Source organism: Paenibacillus catalpae, from assembly GCF_900112695.1.
Classification (GTDB): domain Bacteria; phylum Bacillota; class Bacilli; order Paenibacillales; family Paenibacillaceae; genus Pristimantibacillus; species Pristimantibacillus catalpae.
In genome coordinates this window covers 97,150-122,543 of the sequence record NZ_FOMT01000002.1, presented here as the reverse complement: position 1 = coordinate 122,543, position 25,394 = coordinate 97,150, and the positions used below count along the sequence as shown (strand labels likewise).

General features: G+C 51.0%; 23 protein-coding genes. 8 read left to right on the top strand and 15 right to left on the bottom strand.

Features of this window, described 5'->3' with window-relative positions:
- Positions 1 to 80: 80 nt before the first annotated feature.
- The 10 genes from BM200_RS08255 to BM200_RS08210 form a co-directional block, all read right to left on the bottom strand.
- Positions 81 to 503 carry a YciI family protein gene (locus BM200_RS08255; RefSeq protein WP_091183825.1) on the bottom strand — a complete coding sequence of 141 codons (423 nt, stop codon included), beginning with the start codon at positions 501 to 503 and terminating at the stop codon, positions 81 to 83.
- Positions 503 to 1,771, bottom strand: a complete 1,269-nt coding sequence (locus tag BM200_RS08250; RefSeq protein WP_091183823.1) for an RNA polymerase sigma factor — start codon at positions 1,769 to 1,771, stop codon at positions 503 to 505. The genes BM200_RS08255 and BM200_RS08250 overlap by 1 nt, the downstream gene beginning before the upstream one ends.
- On the bottom strand, positions 1,768 to 2,202 hold the full coding sequence (locus BM200_RS08245; RefSeq protein WP_091183821.1) for a YciI family protein: 435 nt from the start codon (positions 2,200 to 2,202) through the stop codon (positions 1,768 to 1,770). The genes BM200_RS08250 and BM200_RS08245 overlap by 4 nt, the downstream gene beginning before the upstream one ends.
- Positions 2,203 to 2,334: 132 nt before the next feature.
- Positions 2,335 to 3,141, bottom strand: coding sequence for an alpha/beta fold hydrolase (locus BM200_RS08240; RefSeq protein ID WP_091183819.1), 807 nt, complete (start codon positions 3,139 to 3,141; stop codon positions 2,335 to 2,337).
- Positions 3,142 to 3,397: 256 nt separating this feature from the next.
- Positions 3,398 to 3,826: a hypothetical protein gene (locus tag BM200_RS08235; RefSeq protein ID WP_091183816.1), complete on the bottom strand. Its 429-nt coding sequence runs from the start codon at positions 3,824 to 3,826 to the stop codon at positions 3,398 to 3,400.
- Between the two features lie 107 nt (positions 3,827 to 3,933).
- Positions 3,934 to 4,407, bottom strand: a complete 474-nt coding sequence (ybaK, locus tag BM200_RS08230) for a Cys-tRNA(Pro) deacylase (protein ID WP_091183814.1) — start codon at positions 4,405 to 4,407, stop codon at positions 3,934 to 3,936.
- A gap of 632 nt (positions 4,408 to 5,039) precedes the next feature.
- Complete coding sequence (locus BM200_RS08225) at positions 5,040 to 6,179, bottom strand: toxic anion resistance protein (protein ID WP_091183811.1); 1,140 nt, start codon at positions 6,177 to 6,179, stop codon at positions 5,040 to 5,042.
- 21 nt (positions 6,180 to 6,200) lie between these two features.
- Positions 6,201 to 7,889 carry a vWA domain-containing protein gene (locus tag BM200_RS08220; RefSeq protein ID WP_091183810.1) on the bottom strand — a complete coding sequence of 563 codons (1,689 nt, stop codon included), beginning with the start codon at positions 7,887 to 7,889 and terminating at the stop codon, positions 6,201 to 6,203.
- A 12-nt stretch (positions 7,890 to 7,901) separates the two neighbouring features.
- Complete coding sequence (locus tag BM200_RS08215; RefSeq protein WP_342716300.1) at positions 7,902 to 8,633, bottom strand: hypothetical protein; 732 nt, start codon at positions 8,631 to 8,633, stop codon at positions 7,902 to 7,904.
- A 373-nt stretch (positions 8,634 to 9,006) separates the two neighbouring features.
- Positions 9,007 to 10,668 (bottom strand): fibronectin type III domain-containing protein, encoded by a 1,662-nt coding sequence (locus tag BM200_RS08210; protein ID WP_091183807.1) that lies wholly within the window; start codon positions 10,666 to 10,668, stop codon positions 9,007 to 9,009.
- Positions 10,669 to 10,940: 272 nt separating this feature from the next.
- On the opposite strand from BM200_RS08210, the gene BM200_RS08205 reads away from it, so the two are divergent.
- Genes BM200_RS08205 through BM200_RS08195 form a run of 3 tightly spaced genes read left to right on the top strand, consistent with a single transcriptional unit; the run spans position 10,941 to position 12,945 of the window.
- Positions 10,941 to 11,711, top strand: coding sequence for a hypothetical protein (locus tag BM200_RS08205; RefSeq protein ID WP_091183804.1), 771 nt, complete (start codon positions 10,941 to 10,943; stop codon positions 11,709 to 11,711).
- Positions 11,708 to 12,490 carry a hypothetical protein gene (locus BM200_RS08200; protein ID WP_245772947.1) on the top strand — a complete coding sequence of 261 codons (783 nt, stop codon included), beginning with the start codon at positions 11,708 to 11,710 and terminating at the stop codon, positions 12,488 to 12,490. Before BM200_RS08205 ends, BM200_RS08200 begins: the two co-directional genes overlap by 4 nt.
- On the top strand, positions 12,487 to 12,945 hold the full coding sequence (locus BM200_RS08195) for a hypothetical protein (protein WP_091183801.1): 459 nt from the start codon (positions 12,487 to 12,489) through the stop codon (positions 12,943 to 12,945). Before BM200_RS08200 ends, BM200_RS08195 begins: the two co-directional genes overlap by 4 nt.
- A 53-nt stretch (positions 12,946 to 12,998) precedes the next feature.
- On the opposite strand, the gene BM200_RS08190 is transcribed toward BM200_RS08195, so the two are convergent.
- On the bottom strand, positions 12,999 to 14,789 hold the full coding sequence (locus tag BM200_RS08190; protein WP_091183799.1) for an SgrR family transcriptional regulator: 1,791 nt from the start codon (positions 14,787 to 14,789) through the stop codon (positions 12,999 to 13,001).
- Between the two features lie 134 nt (positions 14,790 to 14,923).
- Here BM200_RS08190 and BM200_RS08185 point away from each other — a divergent pair, with 134 nt between their 5' ends.
- Positions 14,924 to 15,103, top strand: coding sequence for a hypothetical protein (locus BM200_RS08185; protein WP_091183797.1), 180 nt, complete (start codon positions 14,924 to 14,926; stop codon positions 15,101 to 15,103).
- A gap of 26 nt (positions 15,104 to 15,129) precedes the next feature.
- Here BM200_RS08185 and BM200_RS08180 read toward each other — a convergent pair whose 3' ends face one another.
- Positions 15,130 to 15,831 carry a phosphatase PAP2 family protein gene (locus tag BM200_RS08180; RefSeq protein WP_091183794.1) on the bottom strand — a complete coding sequence of 234 codons (702 nt, stop codon included), beginning with the start codon at positions 15,829 to 15,831 and terminating at the stop codon, positions 15,130 to 15,132.
- Positions 15,832 to 16,292: 461 nt separating this feature from the next.
- Here BM200_RS08180 and BM200_RS08175 point away from each other — a divergent pair, with 461 nt between their 5' ends.
- The 3 genes from BM200_RS08175 to BM200_RS08165 all read left to right on the top strand — a co-directional run bounded on the left by BM200_RS08175 (position 16,293) and on the right by BM200_RS08165 (position 17,633).
- Positions 16,293 to 16,673 carry an ArsR/SmtB family transcription factor gene (locus BM200_RS08175; protein WP_091183792.1) on the top strand — a complete coding sequence of 127 codons (381 nt, stop codon included), beginning with the start codon at positions 16,293 to 16,295 and terminating at the stop codon, positions 16,671 to 16,673.
- Entirely contained in the window at positions 16,670 to 17,185 is a 516-nt protein-coding gene (locus tag BM200_RS08170) for an SRPBCC family protein (protein WP_091183790.1), read from the top strand. Before BM200_RS08175 ends, BM200_RS08170 begins: the two co-directional genes overlap by 4 nt.
- 169 nt (positions 17,186 to 17,354) lie before the next feature.
- Positions 17,355 to 17,633 (top strand): hypothetical protein, encoded by a 279-nt coding sequence (locus BM200_RS08165; RefSeq protein ID WP_091183787.1) that lies wholly within the window; start codon positions 17,355 to 17,357, stop codon positions 17,631 to 17,633.
- Positions 17,634 to 17,777: 144 nt separating this feature from the next.
- Here the strand turns inward: BM200_RS08165 and BM200_RS08160 are convergent, their stop codons facing one another.
- Positions 17,778 to 18,197, bottom strand: a complete 420-nt coding sequence (locus tag BM200_RS08160) for an organic hydroperoxide resistance protein (RefSeq protein ID WP_091183784.1) — start codon at positions 18,195 to 18,197, stop codon at positions 17,778 to 17,780.
- 178 nt (positions 18,198 to 18,375) lie between these two features.
- Here BM200_RS08160 and BM200_RS08155 point away from each other — a divergent pair, with 178 nt between their 5' ends.
- Positions 18,376 to 19,593, top strand: a complete 1,218-nt coding sequence (locus BM200_RS08155; RefSeq protein WP_091183782.1) for a low temperature requirement protein A — start codon at positions 18,376 to 18,378, stop codon at positions 19,591 to 19,593.
- Positions 19,594 to 19,659: 66 nt separating this feature from the next.
- On the opposite strand, the gene BM200_RS08150 is transcribed toward BM200_RS08155, so the two are convergent.
- Together BM200_RS08150 and BM200_RS08145 are read right to left on the bottom strand one after the other, a co-directional pair.
- Positions 19,660 to 21,816: a hypothetical protein gene (locus BM200_RS08150; protein ID WP_091183780.1), complete on the bottom strand. Its 2,157-nt coding sequence runs from the start codon at positions 21,814 to 21,816 to the stop codon at positions 19,660 to 19,662.
- A gap of 13 nt (positions 21,817 to 21,829) precedes the next feature.
- Positions 21,830 to 25,255 (bottom strand): carbohydrate-binding protein, encoded by a 3,426-nt coding sequence (locus BM200_RS08145; protein WP_091183778.1) that lies wholly within the window; start codon positions 25,253 to 25,255, stop codon positions 21,830 to 21,832.
- Between the last annotated feature and the right edge of the window lie 139 nt (positions 25,256 to 25,394).

The following is a 25,394-nucleotide window of genomic DNA, read 5'->3' as shown; positions in this document are numbered from 1 at the left end:
AATCGATACACTCCCTATAGTAGAGTAATTGCCAAACTTTATGTTACCATAACCAACCATCTATTCGATAGCTGACTGTCCTATAATTGCAGATAATCCTTTAATTCAGCCTCCATGGCAGTCTGCCTTGGATCACGCGGATGCACCGCCCGATCCTCCAGCCTCCGGAGTTCAATGCCACATGAACCTTGCCCTGACGGTATCGGCATACGCAGCGCCCAGTTCAGCGCTTCTTCTTCTGTATCGACATCAATTAAGGTAATCCCCGCGATAAGCCCCTGCTCAATTGGAAAAGGTCCCGGCCTAACCTCCGGTGCATCGCCGCCGGACAGATACACCACTCTTATTCCCGCCGAACTCGGCCTCAGTTCCTCCGCGGCAAGAAGCACACCTGCCTTGGCCAGTGACTGCCGGTAAGCTTTCACGGCCTCCTTGTATGTTCCGCCCGGGTTCATTCCTGCCTCCGTAAAACCCGTAGCGCGCATCATCAATAAATAACGCATTATGTCCGCTCTCCTTCCTGCTTGCATTCAGCCGCACGCCTGAACAGCAACGCCTGTTCCTGAACGTTTCGGGTCATCGCTGCCGCACGTTCAAATTCTGCACTTGCTTCCTCCAAACGCCCCAGCTTTTCAAGCAGATCTCCCCGGACGCTGGGCAGCAGATGGTAGCCTTGCAGGGAAGGTTCTTTATTCAGTTCTTCCACAAGCTGCAGCCCGTATGCCGGACCAAATGCCATACCAATAGCAACCGCTCGGTTCAGCTCTACAATAGGCGACGGGGTTTGTCTCAGCAGCGCTTCGTAAAGCGCCGCAATTCGAATCCAATCCGTATCGGACGGTGTACGCGCCACGGCATGGCAGGCTGTAATAGAAGCCTGCAGAGCATACGGGCCAAGCGTCCGCCCAAGCCTTTGCGCCCGTTCCAAGGCTGCAAGCCCGCGTCGGATAAGCAGCTGATCCCATAACGCCCGGTTTTGATCCATCAGGAGAATCGGCTCTCCTTGTGCATTGATGCGGGTTTTCAGCCGTGAAGATTGAATTTCCATCAAGGCTACCAGACCATGAGCTTCCGGCTCCCCTGGTGCAATGGCAGCCAGAACACGTCCCAGTCTGAGCGCTTCCTGGCATAGAAGCGGCCGGGTCCAGCTTTGCCCGGAGGTGGCCGAATAACCCTCATTAAACATGAGATAGATCACTTCAAGCACCGTGGATAACCGCTCCCCAAGCTCTTTGCCTGCCGGAACCTCAAAAGGAACTTTCTCCATGTTCAGCGTGCGCTTGGCCCGGACAATCCTTTGGGCCACCGTTGACTCGGCTATCAGAAAAGAACGTGCAATCTCATCGGTCGTCAAGCCGCATAACAAACGAAGCGTAAGCGCCACTCTTGCATCCTGCGATAACACCGGGTGGCAGGTCATAAAGATCAGGCGCAGCAGATCATCCTCGATCTCCCCGTCCAACGCGCGATCGATATCATCCTCGGTATATAAATCTATTTCCCGGGCTATCTCAACGTATTTCTGATCACGAAGCTTATTCCGCCGCAGCAAATCAAGGGCACGCCGCTTCGCGGTTGTCATCAGCCAGGCTCCCGGTTTATCCGGGATGCCGGAGCTTGGCCAGCGATCCAGCGCAATAACAAGAGCATCCTGGGCAAGATCCTCGGCCAATCCGACATCCCGCACCATACGTGTTAAACCTGCGATTAACTTGGGTGACTCCATTCTCCAGATTGTATCGATGGTGCGATGTGTTTGGGAGACGCTCACGCTTTTTTGGACTCCTGCGCCTGTCTGCGAAGCTCTTCTTCTTTGGCCCGTGATTCAGGGTCGCCCAACAGCTCTTCAAATTCAAACACTTGGCGGAGCTCGATTTCGCCCTGTCCAAAGCCATGAGGATCCGGCATGCGCAGCGCCCATTCGAGCGCCTCTTCACGCGATTTGACCTCAATTAGCGTATAACCGGCGATCATTTCCTTCGCTTCCGTAAAAGGACCGTCAACCAACTTCGGCTTACCGCCCGGCTCCGGATACGAAATCCGGACAGCGTTTGCGCTGGAATGGAGACCGTCCGCGGCGAGCATAACACCGGCTTTTACAAGCTCCTCGTTGTATTTCTGCATAGCGTCAATCAGCTCCTGGCTTGGCAGCACGCCCGCTTCCGAATCCGTTGTTGCTTTCACGATCATCATAAATCTCATATCCATAACCTCCAGTTATTAGTTAATATTGCTTCTATTTTTACGACGAATGAATCGCTTCTGAATCGACATGCCGTTATAAAATTCTTTTCTCCAAAAGTTGTCCGTTCCCTGTCTGTTACGCGCAATTCCCTAACCTGCAAAAAATGAAGTCAGCTCCCGGGTGATCATAGCGGTATGCAGCTTTTTCGTATGCCCCAGCCCTTTCTTGCTAATCAGCTTGGCGTTTGGCAGCACCTCTGCCGTTTCCTGAGCAGCATGCCGCAGGGAAGCCGGGCTTTCGGTGCCTTCAAGCACCAGCGTCGGGATTGTGACATTCGTCCACTTATCCTGAGGCAGTGATTGACCGCCGATATAACCTTTAAGCAACGCTGCATCATAAGGAAGTGTGTGAGCAACCGCCATCAGTCTCGACCATACGCCGGGCATGATTCTCATCATCGGAATAACGAAGGACGGAGCCCCCATCCCTTTCGTCATAAAATATTTGATTGCCTCCGCGCGCCGGTCTTCCGCAATCAGCTTGCCTACATAATCGGTGAAATCACTAGGCGGTTTCGGATCAGCCTCATTGACGATAAACGGCGGTTCATGCAGTGCCAGCCTCGTAATAGGAGAACCGCTAGCTGCTGCTTCCAAAGCAAGCACCGCACCGGAGGATAATCCCCAGACATAAGCGGAACCGCCTGCTGCTTCAATCATCGCGTCCAAATCCTCGATCTCGCGTTCAATCGCATAAGACGGGGCATCCCCGCTGTCTCCCCGGCCGCGGCGGTCATAATTGTAGACGGTGTATTGACTGGACAACGCTTTGGCGAGCTCCAACTGGCCCGGAAACTTCCGATAGCTGAACGCTCCTGCTACCAATATAAGCGCCGGCCCCTGACCTGTTTTATCATAAGCAATTTTGGTGCCATCCTTTGAAAGAACTGTATGCATTCCAATCTCTCCCAACCGTTGTTTTTGTGCTTCTTACTTTATCGACGAACGGCCGATGAGATTATCGACATCCGAACTAAAAAATATTGAAAAGTTTTTTTGCAGGGGAAATCCATGGCTCCGAATCGATAGTGACGAGGATTTGGGGCTGCTTGCTGAGCTCAACAAACAGCTCGCAATAGGATGAGCGGCGTGATCATGCGATGACGTTATTCATACGGACAGACTATAAAACATGAGACTAGAACGCTAGCACTTAAAATGAGTCGCTCCCGCAGACAGCTATGTTCCACTCGGCTAATTGCGGGATCAGCAAACGCTGCTCTTTTGTTGCCCCCGCGCAGATCTGTCCGGCCTTATAGCCCTCTCTGAGCGCAAAGACAGCATCTAAGGTAACAGCCGGACCATCCGACTGAAAAGTCAGCCTTGCGCGACCGCTGCACACGCAGCCGTCATCAAACACGGCTTTAATCCCGCTGTACTTCACTAACCGCATGAGCTGAAGTTTTTGCAGACTTTCCCTGTCGAGCGGACCCCCGAATCGGCTGACCGCCTCATCGTAATTCTGCTGCTGAACGGCTTTGAGAAAATGTGCGGCATTCCGCTCCGCTTTGATTTTCTGCACCTCTACCTTTCCATAGCAGCCTACTAGGAGCAATACCCATGCCAGCAAAATGAACAGCATTACAAACGCACTTATTCTTCCAATACTCTTCAACTGGGCTCACCGATCCTTCATCCAACAAGCGTATAGTTGTAGACTTGCCGTATCGGAGATCGTTCAACCCCGCCTTAATGCGCGATATCAACAAGCTTGCCTTCTGAGGCTGCAGCCAGATCAGGGCCGCTGAGAAAAATTTGCAGTCCCCGCCTGCCGGCGCTGATGCTGACGAGTTCCATCGACATCACCGATTCATGTAAATAAAACGGATAGTTCTTCTTCATCCCAAGCGGGGAGACCCCGCCTCTGATATATCCCGTCAACCCTTGAATCTCCTTGACCGCGACCATCTCTACTTTCTTGTTCCCGCTCACTTGCGCCAGGCTTTTCAGATTAAGCTCTTTATCTCCCGGGATACAAGCAGCGATTACACCCGTCTTATCTCCTCTTAGCACAAGTGTCTTATAGAGTTGGTTAGAAGGCAGTCCGACCTTTGCAGCAACGCTATCCACATCCAGCTGGTCCTCATCCCATTCATACTCGTGCAGCGTGTATTTGATAGGTAGGGCATCCAGCTTGCGGCAGGCGTTTGTTTTGCTAGACATAATAAAAAACCTCGATTCCTTGATGTAGTCATAATTTGACTATACCAAGGAAAACAGGACGGAGCCAAGTCCGGCAGAAAAAAGACGTTAAGGTCCTTCAGGGGCCTTAACCTCACGGTAGACACTGGAATTCGGCTGTTGATGGGTTAGTTTGGAGAGCTTAAGGTCCCTCAGGGACCTTAAAGCCGTTGTGACAGGACTATTAAAGGTGGTTAAGGTCCCCGAGGGACCTTATCCTCGCGGTAGACACCCGAATTCGGCTGTTTAGGGGTTAGTTGGTAAAGCTTAAGGTCCCTCAGGGACCTTAAAGCCGTTGTGGCAGGACTATTAAAGGTAGTTAAGGTCCCTTAGGGACCTTAACTACCTCGTCACTTTGGTCAAAGAGACCGCTGACTCACAAAAGTGTAGCAGAGCTCAACTTCGCTCCAGCAGTCGGGCAAGCTCGTCATCCGACAGCGGATTGCGGTGGGTATTTTCCAGATAGATATGTGGTTGAGCACAAATCTGCTCGACCTTTTTTTAATTTTTGAGCAAAAGAAAACCGCCTCATATGAAGGCGGTGATTGAATTAATAATTTCCCCAACTCAATTCTGTTCATCAATACTATCAGCAAAGGAATCCGAACGCTTCTTTACAGCCCCAAAGCATTGCCCTTCTCAAGCCGCAAAATATGCTTCTCGCCATCGTCGGCCAATGTCCTGAACTGGTTGATAGTTTCCCTCATTTTCGGAAGTGCTTGCTGTTTGTACGAGCTGATCGAATCGAACGCAGATAGTACGTCCGCAAACGCTTGTTTCAAGGTATCGACCGAGACCGTGGCTTCTATAGCTTGCTGTTGGATGGCGACTCCTTGGTCCTTAAGCATTCGGGAGGTGCCGGCGATTAGGTTCGTGGTGGTCTGATTCAAAAGTTCGATTTTCTTGAGAACGATGCCTTGATTATACAAGGCGCTCGCCACCGTAACGGCGATTTTCAAGGCAGAGATCGTGACGGTCTTCGCTCGGTCCACGCCGCGAATGAGCTCCTTATTATTGCGGATGACGACCTCGTATGCCAAGATCCCCTGCTGATTGACGACCAGCATTTGCTGCAAATCCATGACGCGCTGGCGCATCGGGAACAGGATTTCCTCGGTTATGAACCGAATCTTCTCGGGATCTTCACCGTTCCTTTTGGCCGCTTCGATCTGGGCTTCGATGGATTCGTCCATAAGCATCCCAAGTTGAATTTCCTTCTTGAGCGTTTTGGTTAGCTTTCGGATATCATGCTGTTCGAGCTCCAGCGTCGTATTATCGTTTCTGAGCACGGCACCGCCTTTATCCAGCGACACCACAATATCGGCAATCACATCGTCGGCCTTCTCGAACTTAAGAAAGTACGACCGCAGCGGATTGAATAGTTTGCCGAGAAATCCCTTCTTGGCAAAGTCGATCATGCTCGGATCCAGATCTTTCAGCTGCGTGTGCAATTCGGCCAGTCCCTTCGCAACCGGGCCGCCCTCATCGCCCGATTTCGCAAGATTGCCTACCGATACCTGCAGCAGCGTGTTTTTGTCGGAAGATCGTTTCATGGTGTTCAGACCATAGGCATCGATTGATCGAAGAATCTCTTTGCGCTGGTCCAGGGACTCGACATCCAGCGCCATAATCATCTCGACGTTCGAATCTGCTTCTTCTTTCAGCTTAGCCTCTTCCTCCGGTAATGGCCTTATTGTAGGCTCGATCTCGGCCGTCAGCTCCTCTGGACTAGATACGTTCATCGAAAATGCCATTGAAATTCCCCCTTGGAATGTTTACATTTGCACGTTGAATAGATTGCCGATCTTGTACACGACATCGTCCGTATCCGCGTTAATGCTGGCCGCTTCGTTGATGCTGGAAATATTCTGCAGAGCTTGAATATTAGCGTTGTAGCCGATCGTGTAGATCGGAATCTTATACGTCTCGATTAATCCCTTGATGTCTTTCAGCGTATAGCCCTGGTTTGTCTCGCCGTCGCTTAGGACGAAGATGATGGGCTTGGTATTCGGGTCGATGGCCAATTGATCTTCGAGCAGCTTCAGCGCTACGACGATCCCGTCGAAGGTAGCCGTCCCGCCACCGGACTGAAGACTATTCACTGCTCCGACGAACAAGGACTGCTGATTCGCATCGTACTTCGCGATCGGCAGCTTGATGGTAACGCCGTCCGAATACGAGACGAGACCGATGCTGTTCTCTCTCCCTAGGTATTTCTGTCCTTTCAAGAGCGACTCTTTCAAACGATTGATTGGCTCGCCGTCCATACTGCCGGAAACGTCGGTGACGAAAACCGCCGTGATCGGCTTACTGCCATTCTTCTTCTCTTTCCATACCTTCTGCGCGGATATAAGCAGGTCGCCATCCACGGGAGCGAGTTCCGACTTGTAGGATTCAAGGCCGTTAAATCCTTTTTCCTGCGCGGTTTTCATATATTTGTCTTGCGTCACGAACTCAGCAAATTTCCTGAGAATATCCAGCTTCTCCTGCGGCAGATCGCCTAATGCGTAGAGCGGACTATCGTGTCTGAACCCAAACGGCGTAAATACGTACCCGCTCTTCAAATCCGCGGCGTTGACGAAAGTCTGGTATTCAAGGACGAATCCGTCCAGGGCGCCGGACTTGGCCGCATCGCGCATTTGAATGGTCGTGGAGGCAATGAACGGCACATTGGACTGGAACTTTTCGAACTCTTGTACCGCCTTATCGCTCAATATATTGGTATTATCGAAGGTATGAAGTGCCGTTACGAGGAAATTGAGGCCCGTGGAGCTCGCGAAGGGGTCGGTATACCCCATGGAGAGCTCGTTATTCGCGATGGCTTCCGTGACGGATTGGATATTGACGGAGCCGTACTTGTCGATCATGGCGTCGTACTTCGCTTTGGCGATGACGATTCCGGGAACATTACCAACTAAACGTTTGGTCACGAGCTTTGTGTTAACCCCGCTTGCCTGCACCATTTCGCCCCATAGTTCATTCGAAGGGGTGAAAGCATCGGGGACGTACTTGCCGGATTTAATATAGTCCGCGGCCGTGCCCGAGGCGATATTGCGAATCTTGACCGACGCGGGTTTTCCGTTCACGGTTATATTCGCTTTGTTAAACTCGGTTGCGACGTCCGTCAGCCATCCGTCGACGCCCGTTCCCGACTTTTCCGTGGAAGAGAAAATCTCGACGAAATTGTCGTTCGTGTTGTTCACCGTGATGGGAAACTTGCTGATGTCGGGCAAGGACGCGGCGACATCGACGGGATCCAAGTCGATTTGGCCTTTTACGGGTATTTCGGTATTCGGGGAAATTTTTTTGAAAAGTTTGCTCAAACGATCCCCGGCATTCTCTGCCGTCACCTCCGCTTTCGATTTACCCAGATTGGAGGTCAAGGTTATCCCGGCATAAACAAGTCCGAAGACGACCGCCAGAAGAACAGTAGAGATCAAAAAAAACTTACTCTTTCTTTGCATCCAGGCCACCTCTTAATTCTTGTAGTATTGGGTTTGTTTAATCAACGTGTCGATTTCCTGCATGCAAGGCATGCTGTCGATGTCGCCTGGCTCCAAACTATCCAAACGGGAGATCTCCAGCATGAGCTGATCCAGCTTTAACAGGATTTCCTCGTTTGTGCCCAGCGATTGCTTGGTGAAGGAAAGGTATTCGCCGTACACGTTTTTTCTGGCTTGCAGCAGCTCCTGCGACAACGACGACGGCTTCCGGCCCGAGAGGCTTTCGAACTCCGACGCATCGAATGCATGCAGCCGATTGAGGATGCTCCTGACGTTCAGGTAGAAGAGCTTCTCCACCTCGTAGATGACGGAAGAAAACTTCTTATAGCTCAATTCAGCGGGATCGAATCGCTGTTTCAAGACATCGAGCAGCGTGTTCCTTTTCTTCCGCATTCGTTCCAGTTGACGCAAAGCCAAACCGATATCTTCTTCTAAAACCTTAGTACGCCTGAAGCGCGATAATGCCTCAATATAATCGTCATGCGTCTTAATCTCCTTCACCGGCAGAGTTACCGGGGCTTTAAATATGAGGGAGTAACACCCATAGGTCAGCGTGATGGCGCTGGCGACGAGAAAAGTTACGCCGATTGCCGAAGAAAGCGCATTGTCGCCAATTTCGATCCCGATAAATCCGCGGGAGAAAATGACAATATTCAACGCTGCGACACCAAGTGTCAAGCCAAGCAGCTTTATGTATCTGGTCACGCTCAATTGAACCCCCTCTCTGCCGAAAGAATTTCCTCATCTCATTATCATTGTACAATAATGTTAAATCCTGGAGCGAGCAATTTATGGATATAAGTTTAATTTCTAGCAGATTCGTCCATCGTTTTAAAAATATTCAGCAATAGCCATTATTGGGCATATACGCGTGTGATGCGGCTGACGTTTCCGTTTTTTAATACCCAGGAATCAGCCTTAGGAGGCTTTATTAATAGCTAGAGTGGAGCAATCAAAGCAAATAAGACCCTCAAAGGGTCTTATTTGCCGAGGACGGTATTAGAAGTTACTTACTCCATCTATCATTCGGGAATATAAAATAGAGCGGGCACCTTGGAAAGTGTCCGCTCTATGTCCGCTAGCTCACCGGCACTGCTGCCGTTCCGCCAAGTCCGGTTGGCGCTGTGCTCGACTTCGACAGGTAGATTTTATCTGCCTTTGCGCCGTCTTCTCTTACTTTAATGTAAAGCGTATGCGTGCCGTTTGCGATCGAGATTGAACTGCTTGATTTTTTCCAGGCCCATGTGCCGTTTGATGTAGTCGTAACTTGCGAGCCGGACGCGTTGTCAATGGCAACCGTGAAGCTGTCCGAGCTTGTGTCAACGCCGCTGCTCAGCAGGTGAACGTAGAAGGAGCCGCCGTTGGTCACGTTAATCGTATAGGCGATATAGTTCGTATTGCTGTCACCGGAGCCGTTAGCCGTCTCCATAGCAAAGCCGTTCGAGCATACGGAGCAGGATGCTTGAACGAAAGTGCCATTTTTCGCCGAGTAGTTCTCAGCCTCAATATAAGCACCCGTGCTGCCGTTCACGTTATAGGTTCCGCCAGTCGTTCCGCCGCTGCCCGCTGCTAACGTCGCAGCGCTGACTGCGCTGCTGGCTGCCGAAACATTACCCGCTGCATCCTTCGCCTTTACCGTGTAAGAATAGGTTGTAGAAGCCGTAAGACCCGTGTCGCTGTAGGAGGTACCCGCCGAGGAACCAGCCAGCGCTCCGTTACGGTACACGTCGTAGCCGGTTACGCCGACATTATCCGTTGAAGCGGTCCAGCTCAGATTGATCTGGCTGCTGGATGCGGCCGTTGCTGACGCATTTGTTGGAGCTGCAGGAGCCGTTGTATCCGGCACTGCCGGTGCCGGTGCGTAACGTTCAATGATTTGGCTTGTCCGAAGAAGGTCCTGCGGGATCAGCCAGCCCTTGCTGTTCAGCTCGTTAATAAGGGCAGTCCGTGTCGAGCTTGCTTCGCTAAAGCTATCCGTCTTGAAGGATGCCTCGACCCAGTACTCATTGCCCGTCTTCGCTTCATTAATGACCGTCCACACTTCAATGTCCAGGTCAAGATCATCAAACGTACCTTCATATCGCTTGAAATCAACCGGTCCGTACACGACGGAATTGTTCAGCTGTGCTGTGCCCCAGCCAGTGCTTGTCCAGTTGGCGAATTTGCTTGGCTGATTAGCGACCGACACCGTACGGGAAACGGTTTGATTCGGCATATTAAGTCCGCTGCCGCTGGACCCGGACACCGTAACATCCTTCTCATAGGAAACGCTAAGCGTTTGTTTGGAGTAGCCCCAGTCTACCTGAAAATCAAAGCCCGAGGACGAATCCAGTCCTTCGCCGGCAGCTTGCGTCAAAGCGGCGTTAATGTTGCCGCTCGCCACATCGTACCGTTTCTTGAATTGAATCTCGTGCGTGCTTTCATCGCTGCGCTTGCGGATCCGCTCGCTCCAGCCTTGTCCTTGCATACTTTGCGTTGCCGTATCCATGTACTGCACTTTGTAAGATTTGTAGGAGCTGCCTGTGTCGAACTCGCTTCTTACGCTGCTGACCAGATTGTGGCTCGAATCCAGCACCAGCGAAGGATCCAGATTCAGCTTAACCTCATAGTTAGGTGTGCCGACTGCTGCAAATGCCGATTGCGAATGCAGAAACGGAGTGGCAAGTATGGCGGCAGCAACCGTTCCGACCAGAGCTGTTTTCACCATGCGTTGCAGTGGTGAAGCTTGTTTCTTGTACATAATTCACTCTCCCATAAGGTAAATTGTGGTACAAACCCTATTGTATGGACGAATGATTACGTGAATGTTTCGGTGAATTGAAGGTTATATGTTAAAGCTATCATCCCATCTTCATCCCTAAAGAGAACATCAATGGAATAAGTCAGGATGATATTGGAAAAATAAACATTGCCGCCTCTAAATACTGCTTATCTGGAGTTGATCGTATTCCTGCTTTTGTCCCTTATCTCGTCCTTACTTTAGCCAGCTTCGTGTTTGTTGCCTTCTCATGGATGAAAACAAGGAACCCCAAGATCATCCCCTTCTATATAGCTGTTGCCGGAGCCGTTTATATTTTCGAGCTGATCATCTTCATTATTCTGGACAGCTACGTATATATGCCCGGAGTACTTGAGGATCCTTATTATGACAGCGCCATTGGAGCTATCGTATCGAATGGACTGATCGTTCCGTCTACCTGTACATTAATCGCGGTATATGGCATTCGTTTCTGGTGGATATTGCTCATTGCAGCGGGTTTTATGGGGGTTGAACAGACCTTTATTTCCTTAGGCATTTTCGAGCATCATTGGTGGAAAATCATTTATACGGGTATCGGCTTAACGGTGCTGTTCTCTATGGGGAAACGGTTCTGGAACATGCTGTGCCATGCCAATCACTCTTACCTGTTCCAATTAATCGTGCTCTACATCATCAATGTTTCCCTGCAGGGATCTATCCTTTCTTTCTATATGATCTTCTTTCAACAGATTGAATATCGGCCGGGCTGGTTCGAGAATCCCTCCAGGGACAACCTTGCATTCGCTACCCTATTCGTCCATATCGATTCCGTTTTATTTGCGCTGTTAATTTCATTACGGGGCAACTGGCTTTGGAAAACCCTGTTAGTTGGTATATTAGGATGTATATACCTTTGGCTAATCTGGCAGCGCTTATTATTTACTACAGGTATTTGGCCGGTGATCCTGCTTATTTTGTTCCAGATCGTGATTATTCAACTGTTGAACGGGATATATCGCATTATAGGAAGGGAGCACCTATGAACAACATGAGCCCGTCGCGCCGTCCCTTGGCCAAGTTAAGCCTGTTTGGCATCACATCGCTCAATATACGCAGTCCATACATGATCATGTGGTGGTCGGCTGCCTTCCCGGGCTTCGGGCATATGCTGCTGAATCAGTACCTGCGAGGAACCTTTCTTACCTTATCCGAAGTTACTTTCAATTCTCTGGGTCATATCAATGAGGCTATCGTTTTAAGCTTCTGCGGAAAATTTGCCGAAGCCAAAGCGATTCTGGCCCCCCAATATGTTCTCGGCTATATCATTATTTATTTCATCGCCATGTGGGACAGCTATCGTTCCTCCATCTATCAGAACAAGCTTTACCATATCGCCCAGCTTGAGAAAGAGCCCCTTCCAAGCATGAAAATCTTCGCCTCCGAAGTGCAGTACATCCAGCCCAAAAGTCCGTTAGTTGCAGCTCTGTTTTCATTCTTCTTCCCTGGAATGGGCCAACTGTACAATCATCGGATCGGCCTAGCCTTCTATGCCATGTTCTGGTGGTGGCTCTATCTAGCGTTGTCTCATGTTCATGAATCGCTTATCGCTATTCTAACCGGCCATCTAGCCGAATCAGTCTCGGTGCTGCGGCCGCATTGGCTGTTGTTTATGCCCTCTGTCATTGGCGGTTCGATTTATCATGCTTATATGAAAGCCAAGGAACATAATTTGCTGTTCAGCCTGGAGCAACGCCAGTATCTGCTTAACCGGTACAGTTCCTCTGCCGTACAAATTTTTGGTAAGTCAGGTGAAAAAATATGATTGTTATCGCCACCTTCCAACACTCCATTGAACTTGAATATGCGCTTTCCAAGCTGGAGAGTATAGGAATCGCCAGGGAGCGGCTGCTAGTCGTTTGCATGGACCAGACATCCAAGCAATATCAATCCGATCAACCGCAAAAAGAAAGCTCACATTCAAAGGGAATAGAGATTGGCATGGCATGTGCGACGGCGTTCTCCGTCATCGGAACAAGCCTTGGATTTATATGGACATGGGGGCCGATTATTTGGGGAATTATCTCTGCCTTTATCGGCTTCAGCCTGGGTTTTGGTATCAATGCCCTGTTTTCCAAGAAGAACAAACGGCAAAGCAAGCATACAGCAGAAGTTACGGTCATTGTGCAATGCCAGACCATCCAAGCGGATGAAGTACAGCAAGTCATGTGGACGAACCGCGCTTTGACGGTGGGCCTTGCCCGTGCCTCGGCGGAATAGCAACTGATTCATGAAAAAAAGCCTGCCGGAAGCAGGCTGTTGAGGGATCATAATCAGGCACGCCATATATGCTTGAAATCTATCCATCCAAGCGAATTGATCCGGACACCTTTGAGCGTTGGGTGGTAATCGGTATAAAATCGGTTATGAAGCAGAAATAATACCTGGTATTCTCCACGAAGTCTTTCTTCAATCTCTGCATAAATCGCCATTCGGTCCGGTGAATTTTTGAACGCGAGCGCCTCATCAAATCTTTCGATGGTCCAGGCCGACAGCTCTGGCGTCATCAGTCTTTTCAAGAAGCTGTTATCCTGTTCGCAGCTCTCGATCAAGCTGACTTCATCCTCCGGAAAGACTAACGAATGAAACGTAACATCTACCTCGTCAAAGACACTATGGATAGTCTCCTGCCCTTCAATACGAACCTTTACTTCAATGCCATACGCCATACATTGCTTCTGAATCCAGAAGGCATCCGCCGAGTGGACGGTATGCGCACATAACGTAACCGGGAATTGATCGAAGCCGTGCCGGGCAATCAGCTTCCGCAGCTCATCCGGGGGTATCGGAGTGTCATTTGGCGGCGTGACGGATGTTGAAGGCTCCGACTCAGGGAAAAAGCCATTCGCCGGCAAATACCGGTATCCTTCCAGTTCGCGAATCATAAGCTTCCGGTCAAGCAGCTGATCTACAATGCGGCGGAACAGCTCTGACTGCTGCGGTCCCTTCCTTTGCATGTTCCAGCTGAGCATACTTGTGCAGACATTCTTCGATTCAAGCTTGATCCAGCCGTTCTCCACCGTAACCGCCTGCTGCTTCGGATCACAGATCAGCTGCTGCCAGGTGACCATTCGTCCCTTAAGCGCCTCATTTGGGGGTACAGGTACGATCTCGACCTGATCGAGGTGAGGACGGCCTTGAAAATAATGCACATTCGCTCCAAGGAGCAGCCTTCCGCTGGTCCACTCTTCAATCTGGAATGGGCCCGTGCCAACGGGACGTTTCCAGAACAATTCCTCGCTTTGTCCCAGCAGACCGGAGGGCAAGATAGCCATTACGTTGGAGCAGGCATATTTGAGAAACAGCCAGTTCGGTCTATTCAAGTGAAAACGAACAATCCGATTGGACACCGCCTCGACTTTGCCAAGCGACCGCATAATCCAGCTATTGAGCTTTCCGCTTCTTAGGCGTTCCATGGTGAAGACAACGTCAGAGGCGGTCAGCTCCGTTCCGTCATGGAACAATACACCCTTCCTCAGGTGAAAGGTCCATATTGTTGCGTCCTCATTACACTCCCAATCATGGGCAATTCCCGGCAAGATTCGTCCTGTATTCTCCTCCAGCACAACAAGCTTGTCGAAAATCTGCTGAATCACATGGGAATCAAACGAGAAAACGCATTCCGCCGGGTCCAGCGTCATAATAACCCTCGTAATCGGCAGCCGAAGAATATCCGCCTCTTTCCCCAGCTGCTTGTGGAAACCAAAGCTTCCGCTCATCCACTCCATAAATTTTTCGTTCGCGGCCGTTCCTTCCCCAAAGGTTTGGAGAAGATGAAAGGCTTTATTGTATTCGCCATCTTCGGCATATTGCCGTGACAGATCCAGAAGCAGCTTCTCCCGGTCTTCCCGGAAGGTAATATGCGAGCGGTTGCCCCTGCCCCGTCCGGCCTTCCACTCGATGAAGCCTTCCTCCGTCAGTTTGCGGAGGACAAGCTTGGCATTTCGTTCCGTGCAGTACAGCGCCTCAGCCACTTGCTCGATGGAGGCTTCCGCCGCTGCCCCGGCTCCAAGCTCACTTGCAAACCGTCCGTAAAGCGTCAAATAACGTTCGATTGTTAACATCGTTATTCCTCACCTCGCTAAAAGGGGAAATCTATTGAGCATATTCTACACTTTTTACCTCTTTCTTTCACCTGCATAATGAAATCAATAACACAAGCGAGGTACACAAGGCCTCATATAAAGGGGATGTTCATATGCCGTATCATAATTACCATACCACCGATCTGCTGTACAAAATGCGCCAGGAAGAGATCAACCGGGCAATCCGCTCGGGACTTTATGTCAAGCATGAGGAAGATTTAAAAAAACCGCGCCGTAAATTCTCAACTCCGCTGCTGCAGATGATGAAGCCGCTCATGTGGAGGAAAAGATGATCGGCTCCACGTAAAAAAGGACCATCCTAAGTATGGGACGGTCCTCCATTTCTCTCCGCTTGAAGCCGAAACTTTTGGGAAAGCCATCGTTGTTCCAGATAACGTTCATATAATCCGATACTCATGATCAGCCATGCAGCGCTTACCAAATACCCGCCAATCACATCGCTAGGATAATGAACCCCAAGATAAATTCTGCTGATTCCGATCATTGCGATAATGACGGTTCCGATCAAAATAACCGCCGTTCGCATCCATCTGTACTTCAAATGCTTCCACAGGAAATAGATCGTCATGCCGTATAACGTAAACGCAGACATTGAATGTCCGCTTGGAAAGCTGAAGCCTGACGCCTCAACAATCCGGTCAATATCCGGTCTGGCCCGTTGAAAAATAACCTTCAGCAGCAGATTCAGCAGCGCTGAGCTTCCGATTACGCCGAGATAAAAAATAAGCTCTCTCCGATAGCCGATAACCGCCAATGCCGCTGCAAAGACGACAATCATAAGAATGACAAAAATCTCAGAACCAAGCTCTGTGAAACCTTTCATCCAGAACGTCATCGTATCGGAATGCACGCTTCGTACGGCATCCGTTATTTTGTTATCAAATGCCGCGATCCGCTGCCCGCTGACGAGCTGCGCAATCCAGCCAAATACAATCAATATGATTATTGTAGATGCAATTGAACGTAATAAAATCTTTTTCTGCTTATTCGTTGATTTCATCCAAAGCCATACTCCCCTTTTCCTTTGTACTTATTATACCCTCATACGGTTAGATCAAGAGGTTGGTGGCAAAAAAGAACAAAGGACAGACTGCTATAATCAGCCGCCAGCCACTTTGAAGCTATGTTATTTTACCGTTACTTTCATAACCGGGCTTTCGGTTACCCCTGCGTCATCGTTGTACCAAACGGGTTAATCAGCTCGCACGCTAATTCACGAGAATCGGCTGCTCTCATTTTAACCGTGTTACTTCCGCCGCTTTTTGGGGTAAGGGTATAGGTGGATCCTAGGGAGTCTATAAACGGCGCAGCTTTTACTCTCAGGCTTGTTGCTGATATGAAGGATGCGGTTTGCAAAATATTTTTCCAAAAAACTTTAAAGTATTCCTTTACAGGAATATTCCCTATGGTGTATATTTAAATCAACAACAGGAGAGACTAACACATAAAGAGGTGAACGGCATGTCAGGACATTATCCGGGTTTGGATATGACGACGCTGAGCGCATTGTCTGAGCCCAATCGGATGAACATCGTTGAGCTGCTGCGAGACGGTCCCCTGACAGTAGGAGAAATTGCCGACCGGTTGGGGATTAGACAGCCCCAAGCATCCAAGCATCTGAAGGTGCTTAGTGATAGCGGAATTGTGGAAGTGAAGGCTGAAGCCAACCGCAGATTCTATAAGCTTCGGCCAGAGCCCTTCCATTCGTTGGATTCATGGGTTAACTCCTTCCGCCGCATCATGGAAGAACGGTACGACAACCTGGAGAACTACTTGCGGGAGCTGCAAAAGAGCGAACAATTACAGCATCCAAAACCAAATCATGAGGAGGATTTCAAATGACAAATGCAATGATTTCAAGAGTAGAGAACGAAAATGTACTGGTGCTCGAGCGCGTATTCGCGGCACCACGCGAGCTGGTGTTCAAGATGTTCAAGGAGCCTGAGCATCTGAAACGCTGGTGGGGACCTAGAGGCTGGGAAGTTCCTGTATGTACAATCGATTTCCGTCCGGGCGGCGTATGGCATTACTGCATGAAGTGCATGGATGAGAGCCAAGGCGAGTTCTATGGCATGGAATCCTGGGGTAAAGGCGTTTACAAGGAAATCGACGAGCCAAACAGCTTCAGCTACATGGATTATTTCTCGGATGCTGAAGGCAACATTAACGAAGAACTTCCTGCAACCGATATCGTAATGGAATTCGTTGATCTGGGCGACGGCACTACAAAGCTTGTTAATCGTGCTGTCTACTCTTCCGGCGACGCGCTCAAAACGGTTATGGACATGGGCATGCTGCAAGGCATTACCGAAACTTGGGACCGTCTGGAAGAAGCTTTGAACGCAGCGAAATAAGCGTTAATGTCTCAATGAAAAGCGGTAGACCGGGACTTGAACTTCAAGTCTTGGTCTACCGCTTTTAGCGCTTCTCTCGGCTTCATCCTTGCGCCCATACCCCGCTAACCACTCCTGCATAGGCTGTTATCGGGGATAAGATAAAGCTTTTGCGAGGTGACCGTGATTCATGAGCAACAATAAAAGCAACAGTAATGACAGCAATAATCAAAATAGCGATTCCGTCGACCTCATCGTCGCCCGGCTTGGATATATCGGCGCTATAATTGCCACCTTAGGCGATGGTATAGCCGCGATCGCCGCAGGCATAGCCCTTCGGGCATTAGAAGAAGAAATGTTCTCCGAATCACGATCCGAGGTTGATCAATTGAGACAGACCGAATCCGTGCAGCAGCAGATAGACTTTTACATCAATGAATTAATTCAGATAAGGAAAATGATTAAATAGGCGTTGATTTAAGATGGTTAATCATTTCGGCAGAAGATATGAATTTCGTGCCGAATATGAGAAACCCTTTTTCATAAAAGGATATAAACATGGAAAAGCCCATCGATATGGCTATCGGATGGGCTTTATTCTTCAAGGCAATGATTACACCACGTTTAACTGAACGTCGATATTGCCGCGAGTCGCTCTCGAGTACGGACAAACATTATGTGCCGCTTTGGCAATGTCCTGTGCTTGTTCCCGGTCCACGCCAACCAAGGAAATATCGAGTGTAACGGCAAGCTCGAAATTGTCTTCTGCATCTTTGCCAAGCGTTACATGCGCCGTCACTGACGTGCTGTCCGGCTTGATTTTTCTTTCCCTGCATACGAGATTTAGCGCGCTCTCAAAGCATGCCGCATAGCCGCCTCCAAACAATTGCTCAGGATTGGTCGCCCCTCCCGGGCCCCCCAGCTCCTTCGGATGAATCACATTAATAGCCAGCAAACCATCTTCCGATTCGATTCTGCCGTCACGGCCTCCAACTGCTTTTACCGTTGTCTTATACAGCTCTTTCGATAACACTGCAATCCCTCCTGTTCATTGCGCTAGTATTTCCTTTCTAGAGTTAATTACCCATTTTTTGCGAAAACCAAAAAGAAACACCTTTTGAAATATTCCCATATGGGGATTTCTTCAACCATTAATACATGTTACAATCGACGAAAACTATGGAAATAATATAGGCCAAAGGAGAGAACGAATGAAGAGATTGGCAGCGAATTCTATGCTGTTTCGCAGCAGGGGCAGCAGCGATTCAGGAAAGGTATCCTTTATCGAATTGTTTTTTGACTTAATCTTTGTCTTTGCGGTGACCCAGTTATCCCATTCCTTCCTGAAAAACTTCACGTTGGAAGGGGCTATTCACCTCGGGATACTGACCATGGCCATCTGGTGGGTCTGGATCTTTACGGCATGGGTGATGAACTGGCTGAATCCGGAAACGACACGCGTCCGGTTTATGCTTTTCGGACTTATGCTGGTCGGACTAATCATGTCGAGCTCCTTGCCGGAAGCCTTCGAGAAGACAGGCATTTATTTCGCTTGTGCCTATACCTTGTTCCAGGTGGGAAGAACCGCTTATACCGTCTGGGTCCTGCAAAAAGGCTCAACCGAGCTGCGCATTAATTTTATCCGCATACTCAGTTGGCTGGCGTTATCCGGGATCTTCTGGATTGCCGGAGGAATTGCGCATGACGAGAATCGGCTTATCCTATGGGTAATCGCGCTGTTTATCGAATACCTCTCCCCCTCTCTTGGCTTCTGGATACCCAAGCTCGGAAAAACACCCACTACCGTGTGGGATGTTGAAGGGTCCCATATGGCGGAAAGATGCGGATTGTTCATTATTATTGCGCTGGGCGAATCTATTCTTGTTACCGGAGCGACCTTTGCCGAGTTAGAATGGGATGTTCTTACCCTAGGCTCCTTTGCAGTCGCATTCCTTAGTTCCGTCGCCATGTGGTGGATTTATTTCAACATGACAGCCAAAACAGGCCATCACTTTATCGCGCATTCCGACGATCCCGGCCGTGTTGCCCGCTCCGCCTACACCTATACGCATCTGCTGCTCGTTGCAGGCATCATCCTGTCTGCCGTAGCCGATGAACTGGTGCTCGCGCATCCGACGGGACACCTGGAGCTCAAGACCGCTATGGTCATATTGGCAGGTCCGGCTCTCTATCTGCTCGGCAATATGCTGTTTACGCGAATTGCAGCCGGTGTCATCTCTACCCCATATACCGTTGGGATCATCGTGCTTGCTGCTTCATTCCTGCTCTACAGCTTTATTTCGCCATTGCTCTTATCTATTATCGCAACGCTTACTCTAATTGGCGTCTCCGTCTGGGGCTCCGTCTTCACCGAACGGCTTTGCCGGACAAAGCCGCTGCCGGGGCAGCATAAGACTGAACCACTATAAGAAGCAAAAGAAAAGGCAGCCGCTTTTTAAGCGGCTGCCTTTTTAGTTGATGTACGGCTGCTGATTCTACGGTACAAGCCTGGCAATCTTTTCGAACAACGAATCGTCAACCCGCACGCCGTTTGCGTACAGCTCCGCCCCCTCTTCCCCAATAGCTGCATCCAACCGGCCGCTAGTGATCCTAAGGCCGATTAGACCTCTGCCATGAATATCAAATTTGATGCCGTCGTAATGGAACGAAACATTTAACTCCTCGCCCAGACGCGGAATCAACGTCAGTACGGTGCCGTCATCGTCATAGGAGGTTTTGGCAAGCACGCCCGGAGACAACTGCAGCTCCTTGTATTTTTCCAGCTCATGCAATAGAGACTCGCAGTATGGCGTAAGCGGCAGCTCAAACGAATAATAGTCGACATTGCCTCTTCGCGCCGCGATGGCCAGATCGTCGTGCCGGATCGTCACCTTGGTATCGCCTGCTCCGTTTGCAACGGAAAGCGGAAAACACTTCATCGGAATCCGATCGTTCGTAAACCACAAATCCCAGGCCACGTATTCGTACTCGCCCGGATAGTCGGTTTCCCCGAGGTCGCCCTCATGAACCGCTGTTCCGGTAAGCTCCGCAAATTCAGCGGCAATATTCCTGCCTTCCGTCGTGCAAACCGCAGGAAGCCCGATAATAATCAGCCGTTTCCCGGCCAACTCGCCATATCGCCGAATTCGCTCCCATGCAGCCTCCGGCAGCATGGCCGGCCACAGCACGATCAACGCGTCGTAGCGCGAGAGATGTTCTTCAAAGGTAGGCACGACATCAACCTCCACGTGACGCAGCATCAGCTTATGCAGCAATGCTTTCATGCTTAGGCGATGATAATGCATAAACGAATCGTTGCGATAGGCGACCGATTCCCATGCATACATCAAGGCGACCCGCGGACGGCTGACCGCTTTGCCGGCAAATCGCTGCATCGCCTTCTGCATGGCAACGCAGCCGTTAGTTATCGCCCATGTCGGGTGATGCGGATAGCCCGGTCCGAACGGTCCGGAATGCCCGTAGGCATGAGCGACCCAGCGTACGTTGCGGGCGGCAAGCAGACGATGGTAATACGTCATTTTTCCGGTCGTCGGCTCCCGATCCCAGCACATGTTGTACGCCAGTCCGCTGCTTGAATATTTAGCAAGCGACTCCGCGAGCATCGTCATGGACAGCATCGTCCGCTCCGCGTCGTATTGCGCATCGACAAAACCCCCGCTCAGGTTATCCGTCAGCTTAAAATAGTCAATGTTGCCCGCCCACAGATCGCCGGAGTTCCCTTCTCCCCACCACGTGCTGTGGAATCCCATAAAGGAAGCCTTTCCGTGCTGCTTTTCGTAACGCTCCTTCACCTCTTTCTGGATCCGGTACGTCAGCTCCATCGTCAAATTGTAATAGTCGAAACGAAGCTTGCCCAAGCGATCGTCCGCCGACTTGTGTCGCATCAGATAAATCCGGTCGAGAAATTCATAGCCGTATCTATGACGAAAAGCTTCCAAAAAAGCGGCTCCGCCTAGATAGACGTCTTCCTTCTTGCTGCCGGCTCCGAATTCGTCGATGGCGAAGCCGTCAAGCTTCATTCCAAGGTAACAAGCAAGCGTTTCGTCAATGGACTCGGCCATGTCAGCACTCGCAAAATCGGGATAATCGGTCGAGTAGGACGCATAGAGCAGCACGTCGCCGTCCTCCCCATACCTTCCGCTTAGATCGGAGCGGCTCGTAATGACCAGACGGACATCTCTTAATTCCGCGGTAATATCTTTTGCCTCCCGAATAATTCCGCCTTCCCGCTTAACGAGAAACGCTTTGGCGATCCCTTCGTATACCGGCCGGATATCGGTATGTCCGGCAGACTCGAGATCGTTAAGCCTGATTTCGAGCTTGCCGTTTCTAATGGAGCCTTCATGCTCGCTTATCCATTTCTGTCTAGCCTCGGGATGATGTTTGAGGAGCCGCAATCCCGGCCAGGGTATAATCTGAACGAAGGAGAGGCCGTGCCTTCGGGCCTCCTCCTCCGCCGTGCGCATGGCTCTCTGGCCGATCTCGTCGAATTCGCTGTAGCTGCAATTGCGAAACTCAAGCGCAATGGCGTCGAAGCCATGTCCCGCGATATCGGCAACGGCATGCCGTATGCTGTCAGGTTGAGCCGCCATCGAAGAGTCGATCAGCAGCATAATAGGTGCCATTGTCATTGTTTCTTCTCCCTTACTCGAATCGGAACCAATCAAAGTCCGTCGCTCCCGAGAACAAAATATAAATATCGTGGATGCCGCTCGAAGGCGTGAGCGAAGCCGTTCCTTCCGTCCAATTGCTCCATCCGCCCGTAGCAGGCGTCGTGATGGTGCCAATCTGCGTACCGGTCAGGCTGTCCAGGTGCACGGTCGCCGTCTTGGTCGTCGATTCGCCGTTTGCGAACCTGAATTTCAACTGCGTGAAGCCGCTGCCGAGGTTGACGCCGCTATACTTCACCCAAGATCCCGAATTCAAGCCTCCGATTGTCGTAACATAGTTGGAGACGCTATTGCTGCTGTTGTAGCTTTCCGCTTGAATCGTTACCGGCGTCGGAGCGTTTACGCTATCCTCGAAGCGGAACCAGTCGAAGTCGGTCATGCCGGAAAACTTGATGTAAATATCGTGCGTGCCGCTCGCCCCGGCGAGCGAACTCGTCGTCTCCACCCAATTGCTCCAGCCTCCCGTCGGCGGCGTCGATATCGAACCAATGAGCGTGCCCGTCAGACTGTCCAGCCGGATCTCGGCCGTCTTGGCCGTCACGTCGCCGTTCGTGAAACGTGTCCGCAGCGTTGCAAATCCGCTTCCCAGATTCACGTTGCTAAACTTGATCCAGTCTCCGTCATGAAGATCGCCTATCGTGGTGCCGAAATTGACAATGCCGCTCATATCGGCATAGCTTTCCGCTTGCAGCGTCAAGTTACCGCCGCCCGAGTTCGTGTAAGCGGCCGTCGATACCGCTGACTGCAGCATGCCCGCTTTGCTTGCCATCGCCTTTACGGTCTGTGAAGGCGATATGGTAAGCGGCGTTCTGTAAATCGGCGAGCCCGCATTCGGCGTACTGCCGTCCGTCGTGTAGCGGATCGTCGCTCCGGTCGTCGATGAAGCGATCGTCACGGTCTGCGGCGCGCTGTACGATCCCGCAGCCGGGGTGAAAGTAGGCGCAGCCGCAGTAGACTGAGAGGCTGCCGCTCCCGCGTTATTGGCATTGTGCGTATTGTGCGAGCCCGTATCTCTGACGAAGCTGCCGGTAATATTGGCCGTTTTGTTTCCTGCAAGCACCGTGCCATAGCTGCTATGGGTTAGAGTGACGGCATACTCCTTATTCCGGACGGTATTGTCCTCTACGATCGTATTTGTCGTGTCTCCTGATACGCTCACGTCGTTATTGCCGTCGTAATAACCGATATCCGCCGTGGAGATATAGATACCGGTATTGTAGGACGGCGCTTCCGTTATGCTGTTGCCGACCGGCGTTTCGTTTGTCCCCGACAAGTCATTGCCCCTGAATTCGTTGCCGAACGCCTGAACGGCGAAGTAATGGCCGCCCCCGTTGTCGAATCGCTCCGACGCGACTCCCACGCCCGAGTTTTTGCTAAGCGGAGAAACGCCCGTCAGGACATTTCCCGTCACCCGGTTGAAGTAGTTGGGCGACAGGTTGGATTCGTTCGCGTTCTTGACATTCACGCTCCAGATAAAGACGCCTTCCGAATCCAGGAACGTATTGTTGGCGACTACGCTGTCATAGGCATTGCCGAACAACCAAATGCCCTTGTCGTTATCGGTGATCGTATTGTTGTAGGCAGTCGTATGTTCGTTAGGCGTGATAAGGGTCCATTTGCTCGTGCTGTCCGGCATTTTGTCCCATGCCTTGTCAACCGTGATCGTATTGCCTGAGATGCCCGTTACTCTGCGCAGTTGTCCGAGCCCCGTACCGTCGATAATCTGGATGGCCGGATAGCTGTACATGACGGTCGGAGCGACCAGCGCGCGATCTGCGCTGACCGTGACGTTAAGTCCGCTTGCCGAGCTTACCGTTCCGTAGTTGAAATAACCGCCCGGCGCTTCCGACATGATCGCTTCGCCGTCGTTTTCGTGCCCAACCACAAGCCCGCTCGCCACGGAACGCATGCCGACGATCGTATTGTCCGCCACGTAGTTGTTGGCGCGCACCGATAATCCGTGTTTCTCGGCATTAACGGCGGTATGTCCGATGAGGGTATTGCCCGTCGCGATGTAATATTCCGCCGTATTAATGTAGACGCCGAAGCTGAATTCCATATAGGAGTTCGTAAACGAAGAATATTGGTTGACATAGTTGTGAGCGTAACCCGCAAAACCGCGGAAGTCGCTGTCCGCAACGAGAAAACGTTCCTTGCCGAGCGTCATCATCGGGAAGCCGCGCTGCCCAGAGGCGCCGTTCGTGCCAAGATCATAATCGATCTTCACGCCTTTAAGGAACATCTGCTCGGCCGTTCGCTCCAATACATTTCCTGCCGGATAGGTCGGATTGCCGCTTCCGTCCAATACCTCCCACGGTGAGCCGAGTATGAGGAAAATATCCGGACGGCTCGTGTGGCCGGGAGCGATGGTCACCGTCAGATTGGCTACGCCGACCTGACCGAAGTTCGTTTTGCTATCGATAGCCGTGGCGCCGCCCGTCCCTATATACTGCAATATTGTACCCGACCGGCTCTGGCCGCGGAGGACGACTTTGCGCGAGAGATGCAAGGATGTGATCCGGTACGTTCCGTCTGTCAGATACACGACGCCACCGTTCGGATTTGTGCCCGCAGCGTCGATGGCAGCCTGAATGTCGGCAGTCTCGTCGACCCCGCTGTTAGGAGCTGCGCCGTACGAGCTCGCGTTCACTTGGTTCGCCCAGTTGAAGTTGCCCGCCCAAGCAACGCCAAGCCCCAGCGGGTCGCTTCCCACGGAGACGACCTGCAGCTGCTGCCCGCTGCTCGGCTTGCTCCAGTGCACGCCGCTGTCGCTTGAGATCTCGACGTCGTACGTGCCTAGCGGTGTGGTAGACGAGATAGAAAACTCGGCCATATACGCATTGCCGGATGTGATGGTCTGGTTCACCGTGTTTGAGCTGTTTTTTAATCGAACCACGGTTCCGTTTCCTGCTCCAAATTCGGAGCCAGCGAAATTCCGGCCGACGATCGTGATTTTTTGGCCGGACCAGGCTTGTTTCTCGGAAATCCAGAGCGCGCGAGCCGCATTGAGCTTAGCCGGAGCGCTCCAGCCCGTGGCGTTTTTGACCCATACGTTATAGACACCCGCGGCCGCCCCGCCAGGCATTGTCACCGTGACGTAATTCCCTTTCTGGTCGCTCTGGATAATGGCTGGGTGCAGGGCGTCAGCCGGCGGCGCAGCCGGAGACGTATTGGTCGAATCCAGCTTGATCGCGACGTCTTGCGAGGATGCCGTCATATCCCACCCCGTGATCGTAAACGTTGTGCCAGCCTGCACCGCATCCGATAACCGTTGAATTTTCGGAGCGTTTGCGGCATAAACCGGCCGAGTATCAAGCGCGGCTATCAGCGTTAATAATATGGCTAGGATAAGAATCTGGGACAATCCTTTGCGGTACTGCCTTCCAAACGTTGCGTACATCAATTAGCCTCCTGACAGATTGGTTTTTTGTTCTGTAAGCGGTTACCCGTTTATGTATACACAACCCCCGTTCGTCAATCTCGCCTGTTAAGGCTAATGGATTAACGAGCAGGGGGATTGTTGTTTGGATTACTTGAAC

Bases quoted from the DNA above. Each gene is read 5' to 3' on its own strand.
- BM200_RS08255 (WP_091183825.1), bottom strand. From the start codon at position 503: ATGCGTTATTTATTGATGATGCGCGCTACGGGTTTTACGGAGGCAGGA.
- BM200_RS08245 (WP_091183821.1), bottom strand. From the start codon at position 2,202: ATGAGATTTATGATGATCGTGAAAGCAACAACGGATTCGGAAGCGGGC.
- BM200_RS08240 (WP_091183819.1), bottom strand. From the start codon at position 3,141: ATGCATACAGTTCTTTCAAAGGATGGCACCAAAATTGCTTATGATAAA.
- BM200_RS08235 (WP_091183816.1), bottom strand. From the start codon at position 3,826: ATGCTGTTCATTTTGCTGGCATGGGTATTGCTCCTAGTAGGCTGCTAT.
- ybaK (WP_091183814.1), bottom strand. From the start codon at position 4,407: ATGTCTAGCAAAACAAACGCCTGCCGCAAGCTGGATGCCCTACCTATC.
- BM200_RS08225 (WP_091183811.1), bottom strand. From the start codon at position 6,179: ATGGCATTTTCGATGAACGTATCTAGTCCAGAGGAGCTGACGGCCGAG.
- BM200_RS08220 (WP_091183810.1), bottom strand. From the start codon at position 7,889: ATGCAAAGAAAGAGTAAGTTTTTTTTGATCTCTACTGTTCTTCTGGCG.
- BM200_RS08210 (WP_091183807.1), bottom strand. From the start codon at position 10,668: ATGTACAAGAAACAAGCTTCACCACTGCAACGCATGGTGAAAACAGCT.
- BM200_RS08205 (WP_091183804.1), top strand. From the start codon at position 10,941: ATGAAAACAAGGAACCCCAAGATCATCCCCTTCTATATAGCTGTTGCC.
- BM200_RS08200 (WP_245772947.1), top strand. From the start codon at position 11,708: ATGAACAACATGAGCCCGTCGCGCCGTCCCTTGGCCAAGTTAAGCCTG.
- BM200_RS08195 (WP_091183801.1), top strand. From the start codon at position 12,487: ATGATTGTTATCGCCACCTTCCAACACTCCATTGAACTTGAATATGCG.
- BM200_RS08190 (WP_091183799.1), bottom strand. From the start codon at position 14,789: ATGTTAACAATCGAACGTTATTTGACGCTTTACGGACGGTTTGCAAGT.
- BM200_RS08185 (WP_091183797.1), top strand. From the start codon at position 14,924: ATGCCGTATCATAATTACCATACCACCGATCTGCTGTACAAAATGCGC.
- BM200_RS08180 (WP_091183794.1), bottom strand. From the start codon at position 15,831: ATGAAATCAACGAATAAGCAGAAAAAGATTTTATTACGTTCAATTGCA.
- BM200_RS08175 (WP_091183792.1), top strand. From the start codon at position 16,293: ATGTCAGGACATTATCCGGGTTTGGATATGACGACGCTGAGCGCATTG.
- BM200_RS08170 (WP_091183790.1), top strand. From the start codon at position 16,670: ATGACAAATGCAATGATTTCAAGAGTAGAGAACGAAAATGTACTGGTG.
- BM200_RS08165 (WP_091183787.1), top strand. From the start codon at position 17,355: ATGAGCAACAATAAAAGCAACAGTAATGACAGCAATAATCAAAATAGC.
- BM200_RS08155 (WP_091183782.1), top strand. From the start codon at position 18,376: ATGAAGAGATTGGCAGCGAATTCTATGCTGTTTCGCAGCAGGGGCAGC.
- BM200_RS08150 (WP_091183780.1), bottom strand. From the start codon at position 21,816: ATGACAATGGCACCTATTATGCTGCTGATCGACTCTTCGATGGCGGCT.
- BM200_RS08145 (WP_091183778.1), bottom strand. From the start codon at position 25,255: ATGTACGCAACGTTTGGAAGGCAGTACCGCAAAGGATTGTCCCAGATT.